Source organism: Halorubrum sp. B52, from assembly GCF_059752555.1.
In genome coordinates this window covers 402,812-421,284 of sequence record NZ_MWTG01000007.1, presented here as the reverse complement: position 1 = coordinate 421,284, position 18,473 = coordinate 402,812, and the positions used below count along the sequence as shown (strand labels likewise).

The window sequence follows — 18,473 nt, the reverse complement described above, 5'->3', positions numbered from 1 at the left end:
CTTACTCCTGGAACGTGAGCCGGCCGGCGCGCCATCCCTCGCGCATGTGGGCCTTGCCGCAGTCGCCGCAGCGGTACTTCAGGTGGGTCTTCTTGGTCGGCTTGTCGCCACCGGGCACCTTCGAGTACCCGCCGGCGTTGCCGATCGTCGCGAGCGCGCGGCGTCGCTGGCGCGCGTCCCGCTTCATTCCGGTCGCCCGACCCGATCGAACCTTCTCCACCTCGTGCTCCTGGTGGGAGTCACAGTGCGGACAGTACGTGTTGAAACGACGTGGCATCTCCATGGATATCGACCTTGAGTCGCGGTTCGTCGCCGACGCTTAAAACGGGTTTGGTCTGTCCCCCGGCAGGCGATCGCCGGTCCCTCACGCCTCCCACTCCGCGACGGCCCGAACCGGCGATCCGTCTCCGTCCCGCAGGCGGAGCGGAAACGCGTACAGCCGGAACCGCGCCGGCACCCCGTCGAGCCCGCACAGGTTCTCGACGATCGAGAGGTCGCCGGTCAGGAGAGCGTCGTGGGCGGGGGTGCCGTCGGGTTCGTCGCTCGCGGCCGCGACGTCGGTCCCCGCCGCGGACGGCGTCGGGTCCGGCCCGAACGCGTCGAGTCCGACGCCGACGCCCCGGTCGCGGCACCGCGCCGCGGCCGCCTCGGTCAGGTAGGGGTGGTCGCGGTACCGTTCGGTCCCCCAGTGCGCGGCCCAGCCGGTGCGGCAGACGAGGAGGTCGACCTCGGCGTCGGCCGCGTCCGTCCCCTCTCCGACCGCGTCGGTTTCGCCTCCGAGCGCCTCCGACAGCGCCGCCGCCGTGATCGCCTCCCGCGGCTCCAGCGGCCGGAGATCGACGAGGCGGGCGTCGAACGCGAACCGGCTCGGATCGACCTCGTCGACCGTCGCCCCCTCGGAGAGCGTGTGGCGCGGCGCGTCGACGTGCGTCCCGGCGTGGGTGCCGGTCCGGAGCTCGCTCGTCGCGTAGCCGTCGGCCTCGTGGGTCGCGTCGGGCGCGAGCGTCACCGCGAGGTCGCCTGGGTAGACCGGCATCCCCGTCTCGATGGGGCGGGAGAGGTCGCGGAACACGGACCGGGATGGGACACGGCGACGTTTAAAAGTCCGGGCGAGGCGGCGGTCGGCCGCCGGCGCCGTTCCCCGACCGCGACGGGGACGGCCCCCACCGCTGGCGGCCGACTTCCGCGGCCCGAACGTATTTGCTCCGGCCGCCGCTCCGTGCGTGCATGTCGGCACTCCCGCTCGACGCCTACTACGACCTGACGCAGATCGGCCAGGTCGCCGTCTCCCCCTCCGGCGACCGCGTCGCCTTCACCGCCACCGAGTACGACCAGCGCGAGGACGAGGCGGTCGCCTCGCTGTTCGTCGTCCCGACCGACGGCTCCCGCGAGCCGCACCGCCTGACGAGCGCGTCCGGTGCCTCCGCGCCGGCGTGGGGGCCCGACGGCGACCGCCTCGCCTTCGTGGCCGCTCGCGAGCGCGACGCCGAGCGGCGGGTCGGGTGGCGGGACCGGGCGGAAGAAGCCGGCGATGATGAGGCGGACGGAAAAGAAGACGACGAGACCGACGAAGCCGACGGGGACGGCGAGGACGCGGGCGCGCCCGCCGGCAACGACGAGCCCGAGCCGCAGGTGTGGCTGTTCGACCTCGCGCTCGGCGGCGACGCCCGACAGGTCACCGAGCGCGACGAGGGCGTCGCCGACTTCGACTGGTCGCCCGCGGGAGACCGGCTGGTGATCGAGTCGCGCGACCCGACCGACGAGGAGGCCGACTACCTCGATCAGGTGCGCGAGGAGGGCGGGCCGATCGAGACGACGCGGCTCCAGCACAAGGTGAACGGCGTCGGCTGGACCGACGACGTGACGCCGCACCTGTTCGTCGTCGACCTCGACGACTCCGAGAGCGATCCCCGCCGCCTCGACGACGCGTACGGCGGAGGCGCGTTCCAGGACGTGACGGGGATGGACCCGCACTGGGGCGAGGCGGGTCGGATCGCGTTCACCTCCTGTCGGCTGGATCGCCCGGACGACACAACCGTCCGCGACGCGTACGCGGTGTCGCCCGAGGGCGGCGACGCCGAGCGGCTCACCGGCGGCGACCTGAGCCACGGGACCCCGACGTGGCGCCCGGAAAGCGACGAACTGGCGACCGTCGCGGGCGACCCGGACGACCCGCCCGCGCCGGCCGAGATGTATCTCGTCGACGGCGAGGGAGAGTCTGAGACCGTCACCTCGCTCACCGCCGACCTCGACCGGACGGTCGCGCGCGGCGGCGAGCCGCACTGGGTCGACGGTGCGATCTACGTCCCGATCGCCGACGAGAGCCACACGCGGCTGGCCCGCGTGGAGACCGACGGCTCCGTCGAGCGGGTCTTCGCGGCGCAGGGCCGCGACCGCGCGCTGGCCGGCTTCGACGTCTCGGCCGACGGGTCGACGGCGGTGGCGGTCCTCTCGGAGCCGACCGCGGGGATCGACCTCTACGCGGTCGACGTCGACGACCTCGATTCGGAGACGGAACCGGGCTCGTTCCGACGGCTCACCGCGGTCAACGACTCCCTCATCGACGAATTCGCGATGCCCGAGGCGACGCGCGTCGAGTGGGAGTCCGACGGCTGGACGCTCGACGGCGTCGTCTACCACGATCCGGCGGTGGACCCGACCGACGGCGACCACCCGCTCGTGGTCGCGATCCACGGCGGACCGATGTCGTACGACGAGCCCGTGTTCAGCTTCGCGCACGCCGCGCTGACGAGTCGAGGATACCTCGTTTTCCGGCCGAACTACCGCGGCGGCACCTCCCGCGGCCGGGCGTTCACCGCCGAACTGACGGGTGCGTGGGGGACCGCCGAGGTCGACGACATCGCGGCGGGCGTCGCGTCGCTCGCCGAGCGCGGCTGGGTCGACCCCGACCGCGTGTTCGGCCACGGCTTCTCGTACGGGGGGATCGCGCAGGGGTTCCTCGTCACGCGGAAGCCGGAGCTGTTCGCGGCGGCGGCGCCGGAACACGGAATCTACGACCTCCGGTCGGCGTTCGGCACCGACGACACGCACACGTGGTTCGAGGCGGAGTACGGCCTCCCGTGGGAGGACCCGGAGGCGTATGACGCGGCGACCGCGATCCTCGACGCCGGGAACATCGAGACGCCCCTGCTCGTGATGGCCGGGGGCGAGGACTGGCGGTGTCCGCCCTCCCAGTCCGAGCAGCTGTACGTCGCGGCCCGGAAGCAGGGGATCGACGCGGAGCTCGTCGTCTACCCGGACGAGCACCACAATATCGGCGACCCGGACCGGGCGATCCACCGGCTGGAGAAGGTCCTCGACTGGTACGAGACGCACGACCCGGCGGTCGAGGACGGCGACTGAATCGGGACCGATTTCGCCCCCGCGGGCCCTTCGGGCTCAGTGCTCGACGAACTCCACGAGCACCCCGCCCGTCGACCGCGGGTGGAGGAACGCGACCTCGTGCCCCCACGCGCCGGGGCGCGGCTCCTCGTCGACGAGGTCGACGCCGAGCTCGCGGGCGCGACCGAGCGCTTCCTCGGCGTCGTCGGTCGCGAGCGCGACGTGGTGGATCCCCGGTCCCTCCCGGTCGAGGTAGTCGGCGATCGCGCCGCCGTCGGCGGGCTCTAACAGCTCGAAGTAGCCGCCGTCGTCGAGCGCGAGGAAGACGACGCGCATGCCGTCGAACGTCTCCTCGTGCGCGATCGGCGCGTCGAGGAGGCCGTCGAACAGGTCGGCGAGGTCGGCGGCGTCGCGGGCGGCGACGCCGACGTGGTCGAAACGCATGCGGGAGTGTCGCGGCGCGGGGATTATAAACCGATCCGCACGCCGCGGAGGTGCGGAGAGGAGCGGCGGTGCAGAGAGGCATGGCGGCGCGGGAAGGCACCACCGTCGCGAGTTCGACGCGTCGGACCGGGGCCGTGTTCGCCGATAGAAAAGGTTGGGTACCCCGAGCCACAAGACGGGGCCAAGAACTCCCGTGAGCGATCAGAACGACGCGGCGACGGCGCAGCGCCTGGACGCCGACTCGGCACAGGAGACGGAGTCGCCGCAGGATCAGAAGACGTCGCGGTCGATCCTCGACTCCATCCTCGACAGCGCGCTCCACGAGATGAACCGCGAGCGGTCCGGACTGTTCCTCTCCGGGCTCTCCGCGGGGCTCGACATCGGCTTCGGCCCCTTGCTGATGGCCGTGGTGTTGACGCTCTCGCCGGGCGGCTACGGGGACTTCCGGACCGAGCTGCTGCTCGCGAGCGTCTACTCGGTCGGCTTCATCTTCGTCATCCTCGGCCGCTCGGAGCTGTTCACCGAGCACACGATGCTCGCCGTGATCCCCGTGCTGGACCGACAGGCCTCGCTCGGCCAGCTGGGCCGCCTCTGGGGGCTGGTGTACGTCGGGAACCTCCTCGGCGGGCTGTGTTTCACCTTGCTCGCCGTCCTCTTGACCCCCGGACTCGGCGTCGTCGAGGAGGCCGCGTTCGAGGCCATCGCGCTCAAGCTCGTCAACCACGACCTCCAGTGGCTGTTCGTCGGCGGGGTGTTCGCCGGGTGGCTGATGGGGCTGTTGGCGTGGCTCATCACGGCGGCCCAGGAGACGACCGGGCGCCTGCTCATGGTGCTGATCGTGACCGGGACCATCGGGATGCTCCACCTGCCGCACTCGATCGCGGGCAACGTCGAGGTCCTGTTCGGGCTGTTCGTCTCGCCCGCGATCTCGATCACCGACTACCTCTCCTTCCTCGCGCTCGCGACCGTCGGCAACGCCGTCGGCGGCGCGATCTTCGTCGCGGCGCTGAAGTACGAGCACGTCGTCCGCGGGGCGGACTGAGGCGGCGGCGAGGTCGAAAGCGCGACCGCCGCGACCGGCGTCGATATTATGTCGATTGTCGACGAACCGGCCCGGCATGGAGCTCTCCAACACCGAGTCGGTCGCCGGCGGGGAAGTGGTCGAGACGCTCGTCCGCGGGAACACGGTCCGCGCCCGCAACGTCGGCCGCGACATCACGCAGGGCCTCCGCAACCTCGCGGGCGGCGAGCTGAAGGGGTACACCGAGCTGATGACCGACGTCCGAGACCAGGCGCAAGAGCGCATGATCGAGGAGGCGGAGGCGCTCGGCGCCGACGGCGTGATCAACGTCCGGTTCACGACCTCCTCGATCGCCGACAGCGGCGCGGAGATCCTCGCGTACGGGACCGCGCTGCGGCTGCGATAGGTCGCGCCCTACCGCCCCGGCTTGTACTCCCCGAACTCGTCGCGGAACACGTCCGAGACCTCCTGGACCGTCGCGTACGCCTTCACGGCGTCGACGACGTGCGGCATCACGTTCTCGCTCCCCCGGGCGGCCTCGCGAAGCGACGCGAGCGCGTCCTCGACCGCGTCCCCGTCGCGGTCGGCCTTCACCGCCTGCAGGCGCTCGCGCTGGTTCTGCTCCTGCTCGGGGTCGACCTCTTCGAGGTCCATCTCCGGCTCCTCGTCGACCTCGAACTCGTTGACGCCGACGATGATCCGCTCGCCCTCCTCGACCTCCCGCTGGCGCTCGAAGGCGACGTCCTGGATCTGCCGCTGGACCCACTGGCTCTCGACCGCCTCCAACATGCCGCCGCGGCGGTCGACCTCCTCCAGTATCTCGAACGCCTCCTCCTCGATCCCGTCGGTGAGGTTCTCCACGTAGTACGACCCGGCGAGCGGGTCGATCGTGTCGGCCGCGCCCGACTCGTGCGCGAGGATCTGCTGGGTTCGAAGCGCGGTCCGGACCGACTTCTCGGTGGGGAGCGCGAGCGCCTCGTCTTTCCCGTTGGTGTGGAGGCTCTGAGTCCCCCCCAAGACGGCCGCGAGCGCCTGGTACGCGACGCGGACGACGTTGTTCTCGATCTGCTGGGCGGTGAGCGTGGAGCCGCCGGTCTGGGTGTGGAACTTGAGCTGTTTCGACTTGGGGTTCTCGGCGCCGAACCGCTCCTCCATGATCTGCGCCCACATCCGCCGGGCGGCGCGGAACTTCGCGGCCTCCTCGAAGACGTTGTTGTGGGCGTTGAAGAAGAAGGAGAGCTGCGGGGCGAACTCGTCGACGTCGAGGCCGGCGTCGATCGCGGCCTGCACGTACTCGATCCCGTCGCCGAGGGTGAACGCGACCTCCTGGGCCGCGGTCGAGCCCGCTTCCCGGATGTGGTATCCCGAGATGGAGATCGTGTTGAAGCTGGGGACCTCGGCGGCGCAGAACTCGAAGACGTCCGTGATCAGCCGCATCGACTGCTTCGGCGGGTAGATGTAGAGGTTCCGCGCGATGTACTCCTTCATGATGTCGTTCTGGATCGTGCCGCGGAGCTCCTCGCGCGGGACGCCCTGCTCGTCGCCCATCGCGACGTACATCGCGAGGAGGACGGCCGCGGGGGCGTTGATCGTCATCGACGTCGACACCTCGTCTAAGGGGATCCCGTCGAAGACGGTCTCGAAGTCGTCGAGGGTGTCGATGGCGACGCCCGAGCGCCCCACCTCGCCCTCGGCCATCGCGGCGTCGGAGTCGTACCCCATCTGCGTCGGGAGGTCGAACGCCATCGAGAGCCCGGAGGAGCCCTCGTCGATGAGGTAGTTGAACCGCTCGTTCGTCTCGGCCGCCGTGCCCATCCCCGCGTACTGGCGCATCGTCCAGAGGCGCCCGCGGTGCATCGTCGAGTAGACGCCGCGCGTGTACGGCTCCTCGCCCGGGTTCCCGACGTCCTCGCGGTAGTCGTGGTCCGGAACGTCGGCGGGAGTGTACAGCGGATCGACCTCTTGGCCGCCCGTGTCCGTGGTGAACGTCTCCTTGCGCTCGCCGAACCGGTCGACCGTCTCGCCGTAAGTCCCCTCCTCCCACGACTCCTTGGCCTCCCTGATCTCGGCCAGTTCCTCGGGATCGTACATTACTGATCCCGTCGTCCGAACGCGACTTAACCCTTTTCGGGAGTGGCGTACCTCCGACAGGTCGGCGTCGGCGACGCGGGATCGGATGGACCCGGCGGGTCCGCCGCCGCCAGTTAAATACCGAAGGTCGCGCGCAGCATGTCCCGCGTCCCGGGTCCGAGCCCGACGGCCAGCACGGTGATGAGCAGCATCAGCGTGTACCGCGGCGACTCCTCGAACATCTCGCCGTTGAACACCCAGACGACGAACGTCGCGGCCGCGAGCTTGACGAGGAGGAACGGCCACGCGTCGCCGGTGACGGCGAGGATCGAGTCGGGGAGGAGCCGCGCGGTCCAGTCGACGATCAGCGCGTTGACGACGTGCTTGGGCACGAGGTTCGCCGTCCCCGTCAGCGCCGGCATCCAGTTGAGTCCGATCACGTTGGCGACGCCGTCGATCGCGTGGCCCCAGATGATGAGGATCCCCGCGACCCCCGTCCCCTGTCGGATCGTCGGCTCGTACGCGGTCGCGAGCTTCCAGGTGACCGCGGTCGCGACGGTCGCGATGACCAGCGTGAGCGCGAGCACCTGCGGGTAGAACTCGACGTAGTCGGTCGCGGCGGCGAGGTAGGAGAGGTACGCGAGCGAGGCCGCGAGCGCGAGCGTCCCCATCGCGAACAGCGGCCGGGCGTAGTCGTCCGCGACCCCGCGGTCCGCCAGCGAGTACGCCGCGATCACGCAGGCGAGGGTGACGCCGAACGCGGTGAAGTAGATGAACGGGCTGATGAGCAGCGCGCTCGCCGGGAAGGGGATCAGCGGCTCCGTGCCGGCGCGGACGGCGGCGACGCCCGAGTCCTCGACGGTGCGGAGCGCGCCGCCGAGCAGCATGAACGGGAACAGCGCGTAGAAGAACCGCAGCTCGTCGCCGATCTCCAGCCGGCGGAGCAGGAAGACGACGCCGATCAGCATCCCCAGCAGGACGACGACGTAGCTCACGGTCGAGACGGTGGTGTACCCCGGGAACGCGACGACCTCGCCCGCGCCGACGGCGGCCTGACACGCCGACGAGCTCCCGAGCAGCTCCGTGCCGCCGGCGTCCCGGACGGCGCACTGCGCGCCCTGTCCGTCGGCGACGACCGGCCCCCAGAAGTACTGCCAGACGAATCGGTCGTACACGGCCCGCGGGAAGACGACCGACCCGATCGCGAGCAGGAGCGCGACCCCGCCGACGACCGCCGCCCACGCTCGCTCCGGCGATCCCTCGATCCGTCCGGCGACCGGTGTGCTCATGCCTCCCGTTCGGGGTGTTCCCGAGTTGAGCGTTCCGGTCCCGGCTCGCCCCGTCGCGGAGCCCCGTTCAGATCGGCGGCCCGGCGGACTCGAAGTCGGTGCCGAGGATTATCATCGTCTGCGAGCGCGAGAAGCCGTCCATCTCCGCGATCTCCTCGAACATCAGCTCGCGGAGGCTGTCGGTGTCCGCGGCGACGACGCGCAGTATCACGTCCCACTCGCCGGTCGTCAGGTGGATCTCGCTGACGCCGTCGATGTCGTGGAGCCGGTCGAGCGCGTCCTCCTCGCGCCCCTGCTCGACGCGGAGTCCGACGAACGCGCTGACGCCGTAGCCGACCGCCTTGGGGTCGACCTCCGCGTGATACCCCTCGATAACGCCGGCCTCCTCCATCCGCCCCACCCGATCGTGGACGGTCGCGCTCGACATGTCGATCTGCCGCGCGACCTCCGAGAACGGCGTCCGGGCGTCCTCCTGGAGGATCCTGAGGATGGCTCGGTCCGTCTCGTCGAGTTCCATGGGGGAGGGTACGTCGGGAGCGGACTTTGCAGTTCCGGCGGTTCGGCGCCGCTACCCGTTGTAATTCTAATGCTTCTCGCGGTTGACCGTTCGGACGTAGTCCCGCCGAGACGACTCGTCCGACGGCGACTCGTCCGCTTCCGCCGCGCGCAGCGGCGACTCGTCCGCTTATCCCTCGTTCGGCGTCTCGAACGACCCCTCTCGGATCGCGGCCTCCGCCGCCGCGAGCGCCTCGTCGGCGTCGAACGCGTCAGCGATCTCCCGGAGCTCGGCCGGAGAGGCGTCCGCGAGGTCGCGGGCGTGGGCCGTGACGTTCGGCACGGCGCGGATCAGGTTGTCGATGATCGGGACGTCCGCGGTCCGCGGCGATCGGCTCCCGGGGTTGAGGTCGATCACGATCTCCGTCTTCCCCATCGCGTCGAGCGCCGCGGCGCGGTCGCCGTCCTCCAGCGGGACGACGACGACGTCCGCCGCCCCGATCCCGTCGGCGTCGACGACGCCGCGGGCGTGCGACAGCCCGGGTATCTCGCCGTCGCCGGTCAGCCCCTTCACCTCGTCGGCGCCGTGCTCGCGGAGGTGGTCGGCGATGCGCCGGACGCGCTCGTCCGTGTGGTTGAAGAGGTTCACCTCCAGGTCGGCGTCGACCGCCTCGGCGAGTTCGACCGTCTCCGCGGGGGCGAGGGCCGCGACGTTGCCGTTCACCGATATCACCGGGCGGGCGGCCGCCAGCAGGGTCGCCGCGGCGGCGCGCGCGGCGCGGTCCGCGCTCGGGAGCGTCCGCTCGCCGAGGAGGTAGTCGAAGGCCTCGCCGCGCCCCTGTGCGATGAGCCCCTGCTTCGAGGTGATCCCCTTCTCGACGCCCGCCTCGATCCGGTGGCGCGTCACGAGCGAGGCGTACCGCGGGTGGTCCTCCGGGACCTCCGTCTCCGTCATACCCGAGCGAGGCGGCGCGTCGATTAAAGTGGAGCGTTCGCGGCCGACGTGTGACCTCGACACCCGCACGCACAAACGTTAACATGGGGCACTGCGTAGCTCGACACGGGATGGATCGCACTGGCAAGTACACGATCGTGGACCCGTGCAACGACCACGGAGCGATCACGCTCCGTGAATACCCCCGAAACGGGACGCTGTACGTCGTCGAGTACGACGATCCCGACGTGGAGGCCGAGCTGTCGTCGCTCGACGCCGGGACGGTCGTCGAGCTCGACCTCCGGCGCGCGGGACGCCGGGGCAACGCGTGGTGCGCGGAGTCCGCACGCCCGGTCGACCCGGCGTAACCCGGCGGGTCGCCCCGACTCCGCGCCCGGCCGGTCAGTCCGCTTCGCCGTCCCCGCTTTTTCCCCGCTCAGGCCACCCCGATGCGCTCGCGGTACGTCCCGTACTCCGCCTCGAACACCGCCATGATCTCGCCCATCGTCGCGTACGCCTTCACCGCCGCGACGATCGCCGGCATCACGTTCTCGCCGGCGTCGATCGCCTCGCGGAGGTCGTCTAAGGCGGCGTCGACCGCGTCGTCGTCGCGCTCCGCCTTCACCGACTCCAGCCGGTCGAGCTGGCGCTCCCGGGTCGTCTCGTCGACGCGGAGCAGGTCGGGCTCCGTGTCCTGCTCCACCCGGTAGGCGTTGACGGCGACGACGGTCTCCTCGCCCTCGTCGACCCGCTCCTGGTACTCGTAGGACGCCTGCTGGATCTCGCGGTGGAAGTACCCCTGCTCGATCCCGCTGAGGACGCCGTCGCGGACCGACCCGTCGCCCATCTCCCGGATCTCCTCGACGTACGCGGTCGCCTCCGCCTCCACCTCGTCCGTGAGCGCCTCCACCGCGAAGGAGCCGCCCAGGGGGTCGACGATGTCGGCCGCCCCCGACTCCTCCGCGATGATCTGCTGGGTGCGGAGCGCGACCCGCACGGCCCGCTCGGAGGGGAGCGCCAGCGCCTCGTCGAAGGAGTTGGTGTGGAGGCTCTGGGTGCCGCCGAGCACGCCCGCCAGCGCCTGGAGCGTGACGCGGACGACGTTGTTCAGGGGCTGTTGGGCCGTCAGCGACTGGCCCGCCGTCTGGGTGTGGAACTTCAACTGCTTCGAGGCGTCGGCCTCCGCGCCGTACCACTCGTCCATGACCCGCGCGTAGATCCGGCGCGCGGCGCGGAACTTCGCGACCTCCTCGAAGATCGAGTTGTGCGAGTTGAAGAAGAAGGAGAGCTGCGGGGCGAACGCGTCGACGTCGAGCCCGCGGTCGAGACACGCCTCGACGTACGCGAACCCGTCGGCGAGGGTGAAGGCGAGCTCCTGGACCGCGGTCGAGCCCGCCTCGCGGATGTGGTAGCCCGACACCGAGATCGGCTTGAACTTCGGCGTTTCGTCGACGGCGAACTCGATCGTGTCCGTCACCAGATCGAGGGAGGGCTCCGGCGGGATCACCCACTCCTTCTGCGCGATGAACTCCTTCAGCATGTCGTTCTGGAGGGTCCCCCGGAGCTCCTCGCGCGGGACTCCCTGCCGGTCCGCGATGGCGACGTACATCGCGTAGATCACCGGTGCGCTCGGGTTGATCGTGAATGAGGTGGACACCTCGCTCACGTCGATGCCGTCGAACAGCACCTCCATGTCGCGGAGCGTGTCGACGGCGACGCCCTCCTTGCCGACCTCGCCGAGCGACATCGGGTCGTCGGAGTCGAGCCCCATCAGCGACGGCATGTCGAAGGCGGTCGAGAGGCCGGTCTGGCCCTCGTCGATCAGGTAGCGGAACCGCTCGTTCGTCTCCTCGGCGGTGCCGAACCCCGCGAACTGCCGCATCGTCCACGTCCGGCCGCGGTGCATCGTCGGGTAGACCCCGCGGGTGTACGGCTCCTCGCCGGGGAACCCGAGGTCCTCGGCGTAGTCCAGGTCGGCCACGTCCGCGGGGGTATACAAGCGATCGACCTCGTGGTTCGACACCGTCGCGAACCGGTCGCGCCGCTCGCCGTGCCGTTCGAGGGCCGGATCCAGCGTCTCCGCCTCCCACGACTCCTTGGCCTCGCGGATCTCGGAGAGCTCCTCGTCGTCGTACATGCCGCCCGCTACCCGCCGAACTCGTATAAATATTCATTATGGTTTGCCGCGCGGCCGGCCGGATTCGCCGGCGGGCCGAATCGCCACCGACCGTTATGTGGGCTCGGAGTCAATCCCCACCCATGACCGACCCATCGGAGTCCCCGACGCCGCCCGAAGGATTACCGCCGAAGCTCGTCAAGCAGCTGAAAAACTCCACGCCGGAGGAGCTCCGCAAGGCGATCGTCCACGCGCAGGAGCTGCTGCACTACCACGAGGAGACGGAGCTCCCGGTCGACGCGGAGGCCGGCGAGGACATCCTGCGCGTCACCGAACACGAGGGATACACCGAAGTCGTGAAACAGTACTCCTGTCAGGAGGGCTGTGACGACTGTCCGCACGGGCCGTACCTCTACCACGTTACCGAAGAGACCCTTCCGAACGGAACTCACGAGACCCACTGGTCGTTCATCGGTCGCGTGAACGCCGACGGGGAGTGACCCCGACCGCGCCGTGGGTTCGATCGCCGTCCGGCGGTGACCGTCGGCGTCGAGCCGGTCACGGGTTCAGCCCCCAGATACCGGCCCTGATGAACACTAACACCGGAATGATCTCTAGGCGGCCGATCCACATGTGGAAGAGGAACATCGCCTCCGCCGCCGGCGACATCGACGGCCCGGTGATCCCGGACGAGAGGCCGACGTTCCCCTGTGCGCTCGCGACCTCGAACAGCGCGTCGGCGTAGCCGAACTCCGGGCCGGCGACGTTGACCAGCACGAGGCTCCCGACGACGAGTGCGACGATCCACAGCAGCGTGACGATGGCGGCCTCGCTGAACTCCCGCTCCATCGTCTCGCGGTCCAGCGTGCGGTCGCCGATGCGCGCGGTGACGACGGCGTTGCCCGGGAGGAACACGCGGGAGAACTGCCAGATGATCCCGCGAGCGGCCGTGTACGCACGAATGATCTTGATGCCGCCGACCGTGGACCCGGCGGCGCCGCCGAGCACCATCGCGACGACGACCAACACCTTCGCGCCCGCGACCCAGCTCCCGATCGGCGCCGACTGGAAGCCGGTGGCGGTCAGCGCGCTGATCCACTGGAACGCCGAGTCCCGGACCGCGTCGAGCCCCGCGCCGTCGAGGAGCGGAACCGGGAACGAGAGGAACGACTCCGTCGCGAACGCGCCGGCGGCGACCGGAACGGACGCGACGTTCTGTATCGCGAGCACGGCGACGCCGGCCCCGAGCAGCGCGAACAGCCACCTGGTCTGGAGGTCTGCGACCAGTTCGTGTACGCTCCGGTCCCTGAGCACGACGTAGTGGACCGGGAACGCGATCGCGCCGAGGACCATGATCGGCAACAGCACGACCTCGACCAGGGGGGAGCCGTACGTCGCGATCGAGTTGTCGGTGACGGAGAACCCGCCCGTCGTCAGGCCGGTCATGGCGTGGTTGAGCGCCTGCCAGGCGGTCTCGCCGAGCGAGAGCGACTCGGCGTACTCGCTCCCGCTCGCCCGGATCGCGGCGAACAGCGCGGCGAACGACAGGAGGGTGTAGCCGACCACGAGCTTCCACACCGTCCGGACCGTCGAGACGACGCTCGGGTGGATCTTCCGCTCCCGGGCCTCGCTCCGATAGAGCGCGTAGCTCCCGCTGCCGGGACGCGAGAGGATGGAGACGGTGAGGACGATGACGCCGACGCCGCCGACCCACTGGATGAACGACCGCCACCACTGCACCGTCCGCGGCAGCGACGGCTCGTGGACCGCCATCGTCAGGCCGCTCCCGGTCCAGCCGCTCATGCTCTCGAAGAAGGCGTGGAGCGGGTCGCGGAAGTAGGCGAGGCTGGAGAGCGTCGCGGTCCCGCCGACGCGGATCGGCTCCCACGAATTCGTCTCCGCGGCGGCGGGGACGAACGCGTCCATAACGGCGGGCGGCGTCAGCCACGCCGTGAGGAACAGCGGGAGCGCGCCGAAGACGGCGACCATGAGCCAGCCGCCGGCGGCGATCACCATGCCGTGTTTCATCTTCGGCTCCGAGGCGTCGGCGAACCGCCGATTGGCGAGGCCGCCGACGAGCGCCGTCACGCCGCCCGCGACGAGGAAGCCGAGCGCGGCGTGGAACTCCCGGAACCCGAGGGCGACGAGAACGGTGAGAGCCATCAGCCCGGCCTCCATCAGGAGGAGCGATCCGACGTCGCGGGCGATGACCCCCAGATCGGTCGGGAGCCGGCCGCCGTTCCGTTCGGCCATCTCAGCTGTGGTCCTCCGGGTGGCCGAACACGTCGGTCACTTCCGGGGTCACGCCGGACCCCGAATACACCGTGAGCAGGTCGCCCGCCTCGATGCGCGTGTTCCCCCGGGGCGTTATCGGCGTTCCCTCTCCGTCCCGCTCGACGGCGACGATCAGGGTCTGCCCGCCGATCAGGCCCGCCTCGTCCGCCTCCCGCAGCGTCTTCCCGGCGACCGGCGCGTCGGGCCCGACCGTGATCTCGAACACCTCCGCCTCCTCGCCGATGTGCATGAAGTCGACGACCGAGGGGCGGCTCACCGCCCGATACAGATACTCGGCGATCAGGCTCTGCGGGTTCTGCATCGTGTTGACGCCGATCTGTTCGAACACGTTCATGTGCTCGGGGTTGTGCACGACCGAGACGATGTTCGGGATCGACAGCTCCTGGGCGAGCAGACAGACCATGATGTTCGTCGCGTCCTGATCCGTCGTCGAGATGAGCGCGTCGGCGAGGTCGGCGCCGGCGTCCTGTAGCGTCTCCTTCGAGGTCGCGTCGTCGTTGAGCACGAGGCAGTCGTACTGCTTCGACGCCCGTTCGGCTCGCTCCTCGTCGCGTTCGATGACGACGACCTCGTTGCCGCTCTCGGTCGCGAGATCGACGAGCGGCGTCCCGATGTCGCCCGCGCCCACGACGATCAGATACATGTGCCGCCCTTCAGAAGCGACCACCGAAAGCCTACCGTTCCGCGGCGAATCGCGGCGACCGTGCCGTCTCCGGCGCCCGGTCTCAGCGCCCGCCGAACAGCCGCTCGCGGAGCGACCGCGACGACGGCCGCTCCGCGAGCAACACCGGCGTGTCGAGGCGCTCGATGGCCTCGTACGCCAGCGAGCCGCGAACGATCCGCGAGAGGAGCCCGCGCTCGGTCGCGCCGACGATCACGAGGTCGTACGCCTCGCCGACGCGGGCGATCGTCTCGTCGACGTCACCCGTCTCGACCCGCAGCGTCGCGTCGCCGAGACCGTGCCCCTCGGCCCAGTCGGTGAGGAACTCACGGCCGGCCTCCTCGTCGCCCGGCTCGACGACGTGCAACAGCGAGACGTCCGCCCCGGCGACGTCCCGGAGTGCGCGGGCGACCTCCGCGGAGAGGTCCGAGGAGGGACCGCCGGCGGTCGGCACGAGCACGTCCGAGGGGTCCAGCCGCTGGCCGTCCAGGACGAGGAAGTCGCACGGGAGGTCGCGGGCGAGCTCGTCGAGGGACCCCTCGACGCGCCCGCCCGCGAACCGCGTCCCGCCGTACCCCATCACGACGGCGTCCGCGTCGTTCGTCCGCGCGGCGTCGAACACCTCCTCGATCCCGCGGTGCGAGAGGACCGTCTTCGTCGCGATCGGGGCGTCGAAGGCGGCCGCGTCGGCGACGGCGGCGTCGAGCAGGGCCTCGGAGGACTCGTCGAGCCGCTCCCTGTTCTCGGCCGCCTTCTCCAACGACGTCTGGTCCGGGACGGTGACGACGTGGATCGCCAGCACGCGACCCCCCGCGTGTCGAGCGAGCGCGCCGGCGAGCGCGACGAGCGCGCTCTCCGTGCGCGGGTTCGACACCGCGACCATGACCGTCGGGCCGTCGTCTGCGGACCCGTTCGTCGTCTCGAACACGGTCTCTATCTCCTCGGTGGCCGCCCGTTCGCTCGTTCGTCCGGTTCGCTCATCTCTCCGCTCGCCTATTCCCCCGCCTGTTCGTCCGCTTCCGTCCGCCCGACACCGCCGTCGCCACGCGCCTGAGCGGTCGCGTCGTCCGTCTCAGCGGCGTCGACCGCGCCGTCGTCCGGGACGTTCGCCCGGGCGCCGCTCCCGAACAGCCGCGCTCGGATCCCCCGCTCGTCGCGCTTCTCGGCGAGCAGCACGGAGCACTCCACGTCGTCGAGCACCTGCAGCACGAGCGAGCCGCGGACCAGCCGCGAGAGCAGCCCCTTCTGGGTCGCACCGATGATCAGCAGCGTGGCGTCCCGCGCGGCGCGGTCGATCGACGCCTCCACGTCGCCGCTCTCGACCCGCAGCGTCGCGTCGGCGAGGTCGTGCTCGGCGGCCCACCCCATGAGGAACCGCCGGCCCGCCTCCTCGTCGTCGGCGACGTGCAGCAGGGTGACCTCGCTGTCGAACTCCGTCTGGAGCATCTTGGCGACCGCGCCGGAGAGGTCCGACGCCGGCCCGCCGGCGGTCGGCACGAGGATCCGCGAGGGGTCGAACCCGCGGTCGCGGAACACGAGGAAGTCGGAGGGGAGCGAGTGCGCGAGCTCGTCGACCGCCGTCTCGGCGCGCCCCGGCGCCCCGTGGGAGTCCTCGCCCCAGCCCATCACGGTGAGGTCGGCGCCGTAGGTCCGGGCCGCGTCGAACACCTCCTCGAACACGCGGTGCGAGAGCACGACGTGGGTCTCCACGTCGACGCCGAACGTCTCGGCGTCCTCGCGGGCCTTGTCCAGCAGGCCGTGCGCCGCCTCGTGGGCCCCGCGGTCGCGCGCGGCCTCGAGCGACGTCTGGTCGGGGACGTTCGCGATGTTGACCGCGACGACCGTCCCGTCACGCTGCTTGGCGATGGCCGACGCGAGCGTGATCAGGTGCTCCTCGGTCGCGGGGTTCGCGAGCGGCACCATCACGCGGTAGTCGTCGCCGCTCGGCTGGACCGACGTGGCCGCCGACACGGCGGCCTTCGGGAGCTCGTCGGAGCGGTCGAGGATCCACGCGCCCAGCACGCCCCGCGACTCCACCTTCCCGCGGGCGTACAGCAGGTACCAGAGGACGGCGAAGGCGACGAGGCCGAACGAGATCAGGATGATCGTCGGCTCGATGTAGATTATCAGCGCGAACGACGACACCGTCCCGATGATCGGAACGAACGGGTAGAAGGGGACCTCGAAGTCGGGGTCGTACCCCTCGACCCCAGACTCCCGCATCACGATGAGCGCGATGTTGAGCAGGCCGTAGACGATGAGGTGGAGGACGGACCCCATCGTCGACAGCGACTCGACGCCGCCGGCGACGAGGAAGACGAGGATGAGCGCGCCGGTGAGCGCGATCGACTTGTACGGCGTGCCGAAGCGATCGTGGATCTCGTTGAGCTTCGGGGTGACGATCTTCTCGCGGCCCATCGCGAAGTTGATCCGCGAAGAGGAGAGGATCGACGCGTTCGCGGAGGAGGCGGTCGCGAGCAGGCCGCCGATCAGGAGCATTCCGGCGCCGACGGCGCCCAGCGAGTAGCCGAACACCTGGTAGTTGCCGAAGAGGAGTCTGGCGGCGTCGACGACGGCGGTCTCGTTGTTCGCGACGAGCTCGTTCGGGACCGCCGCGAGCAGCACGACGAGGAACAGCGCGTACACGACCGTCACGATCACGACCGACCCGAGGACCGCGAGCGGGAGGTTCCGCCCGGGGTTCTTGATCTCCTCGGCGACCGAGGTGATCTGGACGAAGCCGAGGTACGAGACGAAGATGATCCCGGTGACGGGGAGCACCTGGCTCGTCGTCCCCGGCGGCGCGATCGGTCGCAGCGACTCCATGTCGGCGTTCAGCAGGCCGACGACGGTGAAGACGGCGAGGATCCCCAGAAGCGACATGACGATGACGATCTGGAGCCCGCCCGTCTCCTTCGCGCCGAAGTAGTTGACCGCGATGAAAAGCAGCGCGCCGGCGAGGCCGATCACCTGTGCCGCCTCCAGCGTCACGGGTCCGACTCCGACCGAGCCGAGCCCGACGAGCGCGTTGACGTACTCGCCGAAGCCGTACATGTAGAACGCGGAGGCGAACGCGAGCCCGAGCCAGTTCGCCCACCCGGCGACGGAGCCGAACATGGGTCCGAGCGCCCGGTTGACGTAGAAGTACGCGCCGCCCGACTTCGGCATGGCCGTCCCGAGCTCGGAGGCCGACAGCGCCGTGAACAGGGCGATGACACCCCCGAGAACGAACGTGGCCGCCGCGAGCGGCCCCGCGCGGGCGACCGCGGTGCCGGGGAGGACGAAGATCCCGGCGCCGATCATCGTGCCGATCCCGATCGTGAGCGCGGCGAGGGGACCGAGGTCTTTCGCTAGCTCCTCGTCGCTCATTCGGCCGATCCCTCGCGCGGGAGCGCGATCACCGGTACGTGCGACTTCGTCACGAGCTTGAGCGAGAGGTCCCCGGAGAGGAACTGCATCAACCGGTTACCGTCCCGGGAGCGGTAGGCGATGGCGCTCGCGCCGACCTCGTCGACGGCGTCGAAGATCGCGTCGGCGACGTCGCGGGCGTACGCGGTGTGGTCGCCGGCCTCGGGGAACACCGAACGGACCGCGGCGTACGACTCGGCGGCGAGCTCCTCGGACTGTTCGACCGGCGTCTTGTCGGGCGCGCCTCCGCCCTTCTCGACGACGTGGAGGGCGGTCACGCGCTCCGGTCGATAGGGTTCGAGCGCGCGCGCCGTCGCCAGCGCGTCCTCCTCGTGGGCGACCGGCAGGAGAACGTGGTCGAGCAGGTCCCGTTCCACCGGTTGGTCAGTGCTCGTCAT

The 18,473-nt window shown here is 70.4% G+C and carries 17 protein-coding genes and 1 pseudogene; 5 read left to right on the top strand and 13 right to left on the bottom strand.

Going from position 1 to position 18,473, the window contains the following annotated elements; genetic code table 11:
- Position 1: 1 nt before the first annotated feature.
- The gene (locus B4V04_RS03525; protein WP_053771189.1) at positions 2-283 is read right to left on the bottom strand and encodes a 50S ribosomal protein L44e; all 282 of its coding nucleotides are present in this window, start codon (positions 281-283) and stop codon (positions 2-4) included.
- An 81-nt stretch (positions 284-364) separates the two neighbouring features.
- The gene (locus B4V04_RS03520) at positions 365-1,072 is read right to left on the bottom strand and encodes a cyclase family protein (protein ID WP_498229215.1); all 708 of its coding nucleotides are present in this window, start codon (positions 1,070-1,072) and stop codon (positions 365-367) included.
- Between the two features lie 155 nt (positions 1,073-1,227).
- Here B4V04_RS03520 and B4V04_RS03515 point away from each other — a divergent pair, with 155 nt between their 5' ends.
- Positions 1,228-3,363 (top strand): S9 family peptidase, encoded by a 2,136-nt coding sequence (locus B4V04_RS03515; RefSeq protein WP_498229213.1) that lies wholly within the window; start codon positions 1,228-1,230, stop codon positions 3,361-3,363.
- 36 nt (positions 3,364-3,399) lie between these two features.
- Here the strand turns inward: B4V04_RS03515 and mce are convergent, their stop codons facing one another.
- Positions 3,400-3,786 (bottom strand): methylmalonyl-CoA epimerase, encoded by a 387-nt coding sequence (gene mce, locus B4V04_RS03510; protein WP_498229211.1) that lies wholly within the window; start codon positions 3,784-3,786, stop codon positions 3,400-3,402.
- Between the two features lie 289 nt (positions 3,787-4,075).
- On the opposite strand from mce, the gene B4V04_RS03505 reads away from it, so the two are divergent.
- Complete coding sequence (locus B4V04_RS03505) at positions 4,076-4,828, top strand: formate/nitrite transporter family protein (protein WP_498229941.1); 753 nt, start codon at positions 4,076-4,078, stop codon at positions 4,826-4,828.
- A 76-nt stretch (positions 4,829-4,904) separates the two neighbouring features.
- Positions 4,905-5,213: a YbjQ family protein gene (locus tag B4V04_RS03500; RefSeq protein WP_498229209.1), complete on the top strand. Its 309-nt coding sequence runs from the start codon at positions 4,905-4,907 to the stop codon at positions 5,211-5,213.
- Positions 5,214-5,221: 8 nt separating this feature from the next.
- On the opposite strand, the gene B4V04_RS03495 is transcribed toward B4V04_RS03500, so the two are convergent.
- From B4V04_RS03495 to B4V04_RS03480, 4 genes are all read right to left on the bottom strand, one after another.
- A complete protein-coding gene (locus tag B4V04_RS03495; RefSeq protein WP_498229207.1) occupies positions 5,222-6,898 on the bottom strand; it encodes an acyl-CoA mutase large subunit family protein in 1,677 nt (558 codons plus the stop codon).
- Between the two features lie 113 nt (positions 6,899-7,011).
- A complete protein-coding gene (locus B4V04_RS03490; protein WP_498229205.1) occupies positions 7,012-8,166 on the bottom strand; it encodes a DUF63 family protein in 1,155 nt (384 codons plus the stop codon).
- Between the two features lie 67 nt (positions 8,167-8,233).
- Entirely contained in the window at positions 8,234-8,683 is a 450-nt protein-coding gene (locus B4V04_RS03485; RefSeq protein WP_498229203.1) for an Lrp/AsnC family transcriptional regulator, read from the bottom strand.
- Between the two features lie 168 nt (positions 8,684-8,851).
- On the bottom strand, positions 8,852-9,616 hold the full coding sequence (locus tag B4V04_RS03480; protein ID WP_498229201.1) for a 4-phosphopantoate--beta-alanine ligase: 765 nt from the start codon (positions 9,614-9,616) through the stop codon (positions 8,852-8,854).
- Positions 9,617-9,726: 110 nt separating this feature from the next.
- Here B4V04_RS03480 and B4V04_RS03475 point away from each other — a divergent pair, with 110 nt between their 5' ends.
- Entirely contained in the window at positions 9,727-9,963 is a 237-nt protein-coding gene (locus tag B4V04_RS03475) for a DUF7999 family protein (protein WP_498229199.1), read from the top strand.
- Positions 9,964-10,031: 68 nt separating this feature from the next.
- On the opposite strand, the gene B4V04_RS03470 is transcribed toward B4V04_RS03475, so the two are convergent.
- The gene (locus B4V04_RS03470) at positions 10,032-11,732 is read right to left on the bottom strand and encodes an acyl-CoA mutase large subunit family protein (protein WP_498229197.1); all 1,701 of its coding nucleotides are present in this window, start codon (positions 11,730-11,732) and stop codon (positions 10,032-10,034) included.
- A gap of 122 nt (positions 11,733-11,854) precedes the next feature.
- On the opposite strand from B4V04_RS03470, the gene B4V04_RS03465 reads away from it, so the two are divergent.
- The gene (locus B4V04_RS03465; RefSeq protein ID WP_498229195.1) at positions 11,855-12,211 is read left to right on the top strand and encodes a hypothetical protein; all 357 of its coding nucleotides are present in this window, start codon (positions 11,855-11,857) and stop codon (positions 12,209-12,211) included.
- 58 nt (positions 12,212-12,269) lie between these two features.
- On the opposite strand, the gene B4V04_RS03460 is transcribed toward B4V04_RS03465, so the two are convergent.
- The 5 genes and pseudogenes from B4V04_RS03460 to B4V04_RS03440 form a co-directional block, all read right to left on the bottom strand.
- Entirely contained in the window at positions 12,270-13,964 is a 1,695-nt protein-coding gene (locus B4V04_RS03460; RefSeq protein WP_498229193.1) for a potassium transporter TrkG, read from the bottom strand.
- Position 13,965: 1 nt separating this feature from the next.
- Complete coding sequence (locus B4V04_RS03455) at positions 13,966-14,649, bottom strand: potassium channel family protein (RefSeq protein WP_498229191.1); 684 nt, start codon at positions 14,647-14,649, stop codon at positions 13,966-13,968.
- Between the two features lie 82 nt (positions 14,650-14,731).
- Positions 14,732-15,565, bottom strand: a pseudogene (locus tag B4V04_RS03450) (universal stress protein); the annotation flags it as partial.
- Between the two features lie 95 nt (positions 15,566-15,660).
- Complete coding sequence (locus B4V04_RS03445; protein ID WP_498229189.1) at positions 15,661-18,036, bottom strand: amino acid permease; 2,376 nt, start codon at positions 18,034-18,036, stop codon at positions 15,661-15,663.
- Positions 18,033-18,473, bottom strand: a complete 441-nt coding sequence (locus tag B4V04_RS03440; RefSeq protein ID WP_498229187.1) for a universal stress protein — start codon at positions 18,471-18,473, stop codon at positions 18,033-18,035. The genes B4V04_RS03445 and B4V04_RS03440 overlap by 4 nt, the downstream gene beginning before the upstream one ends.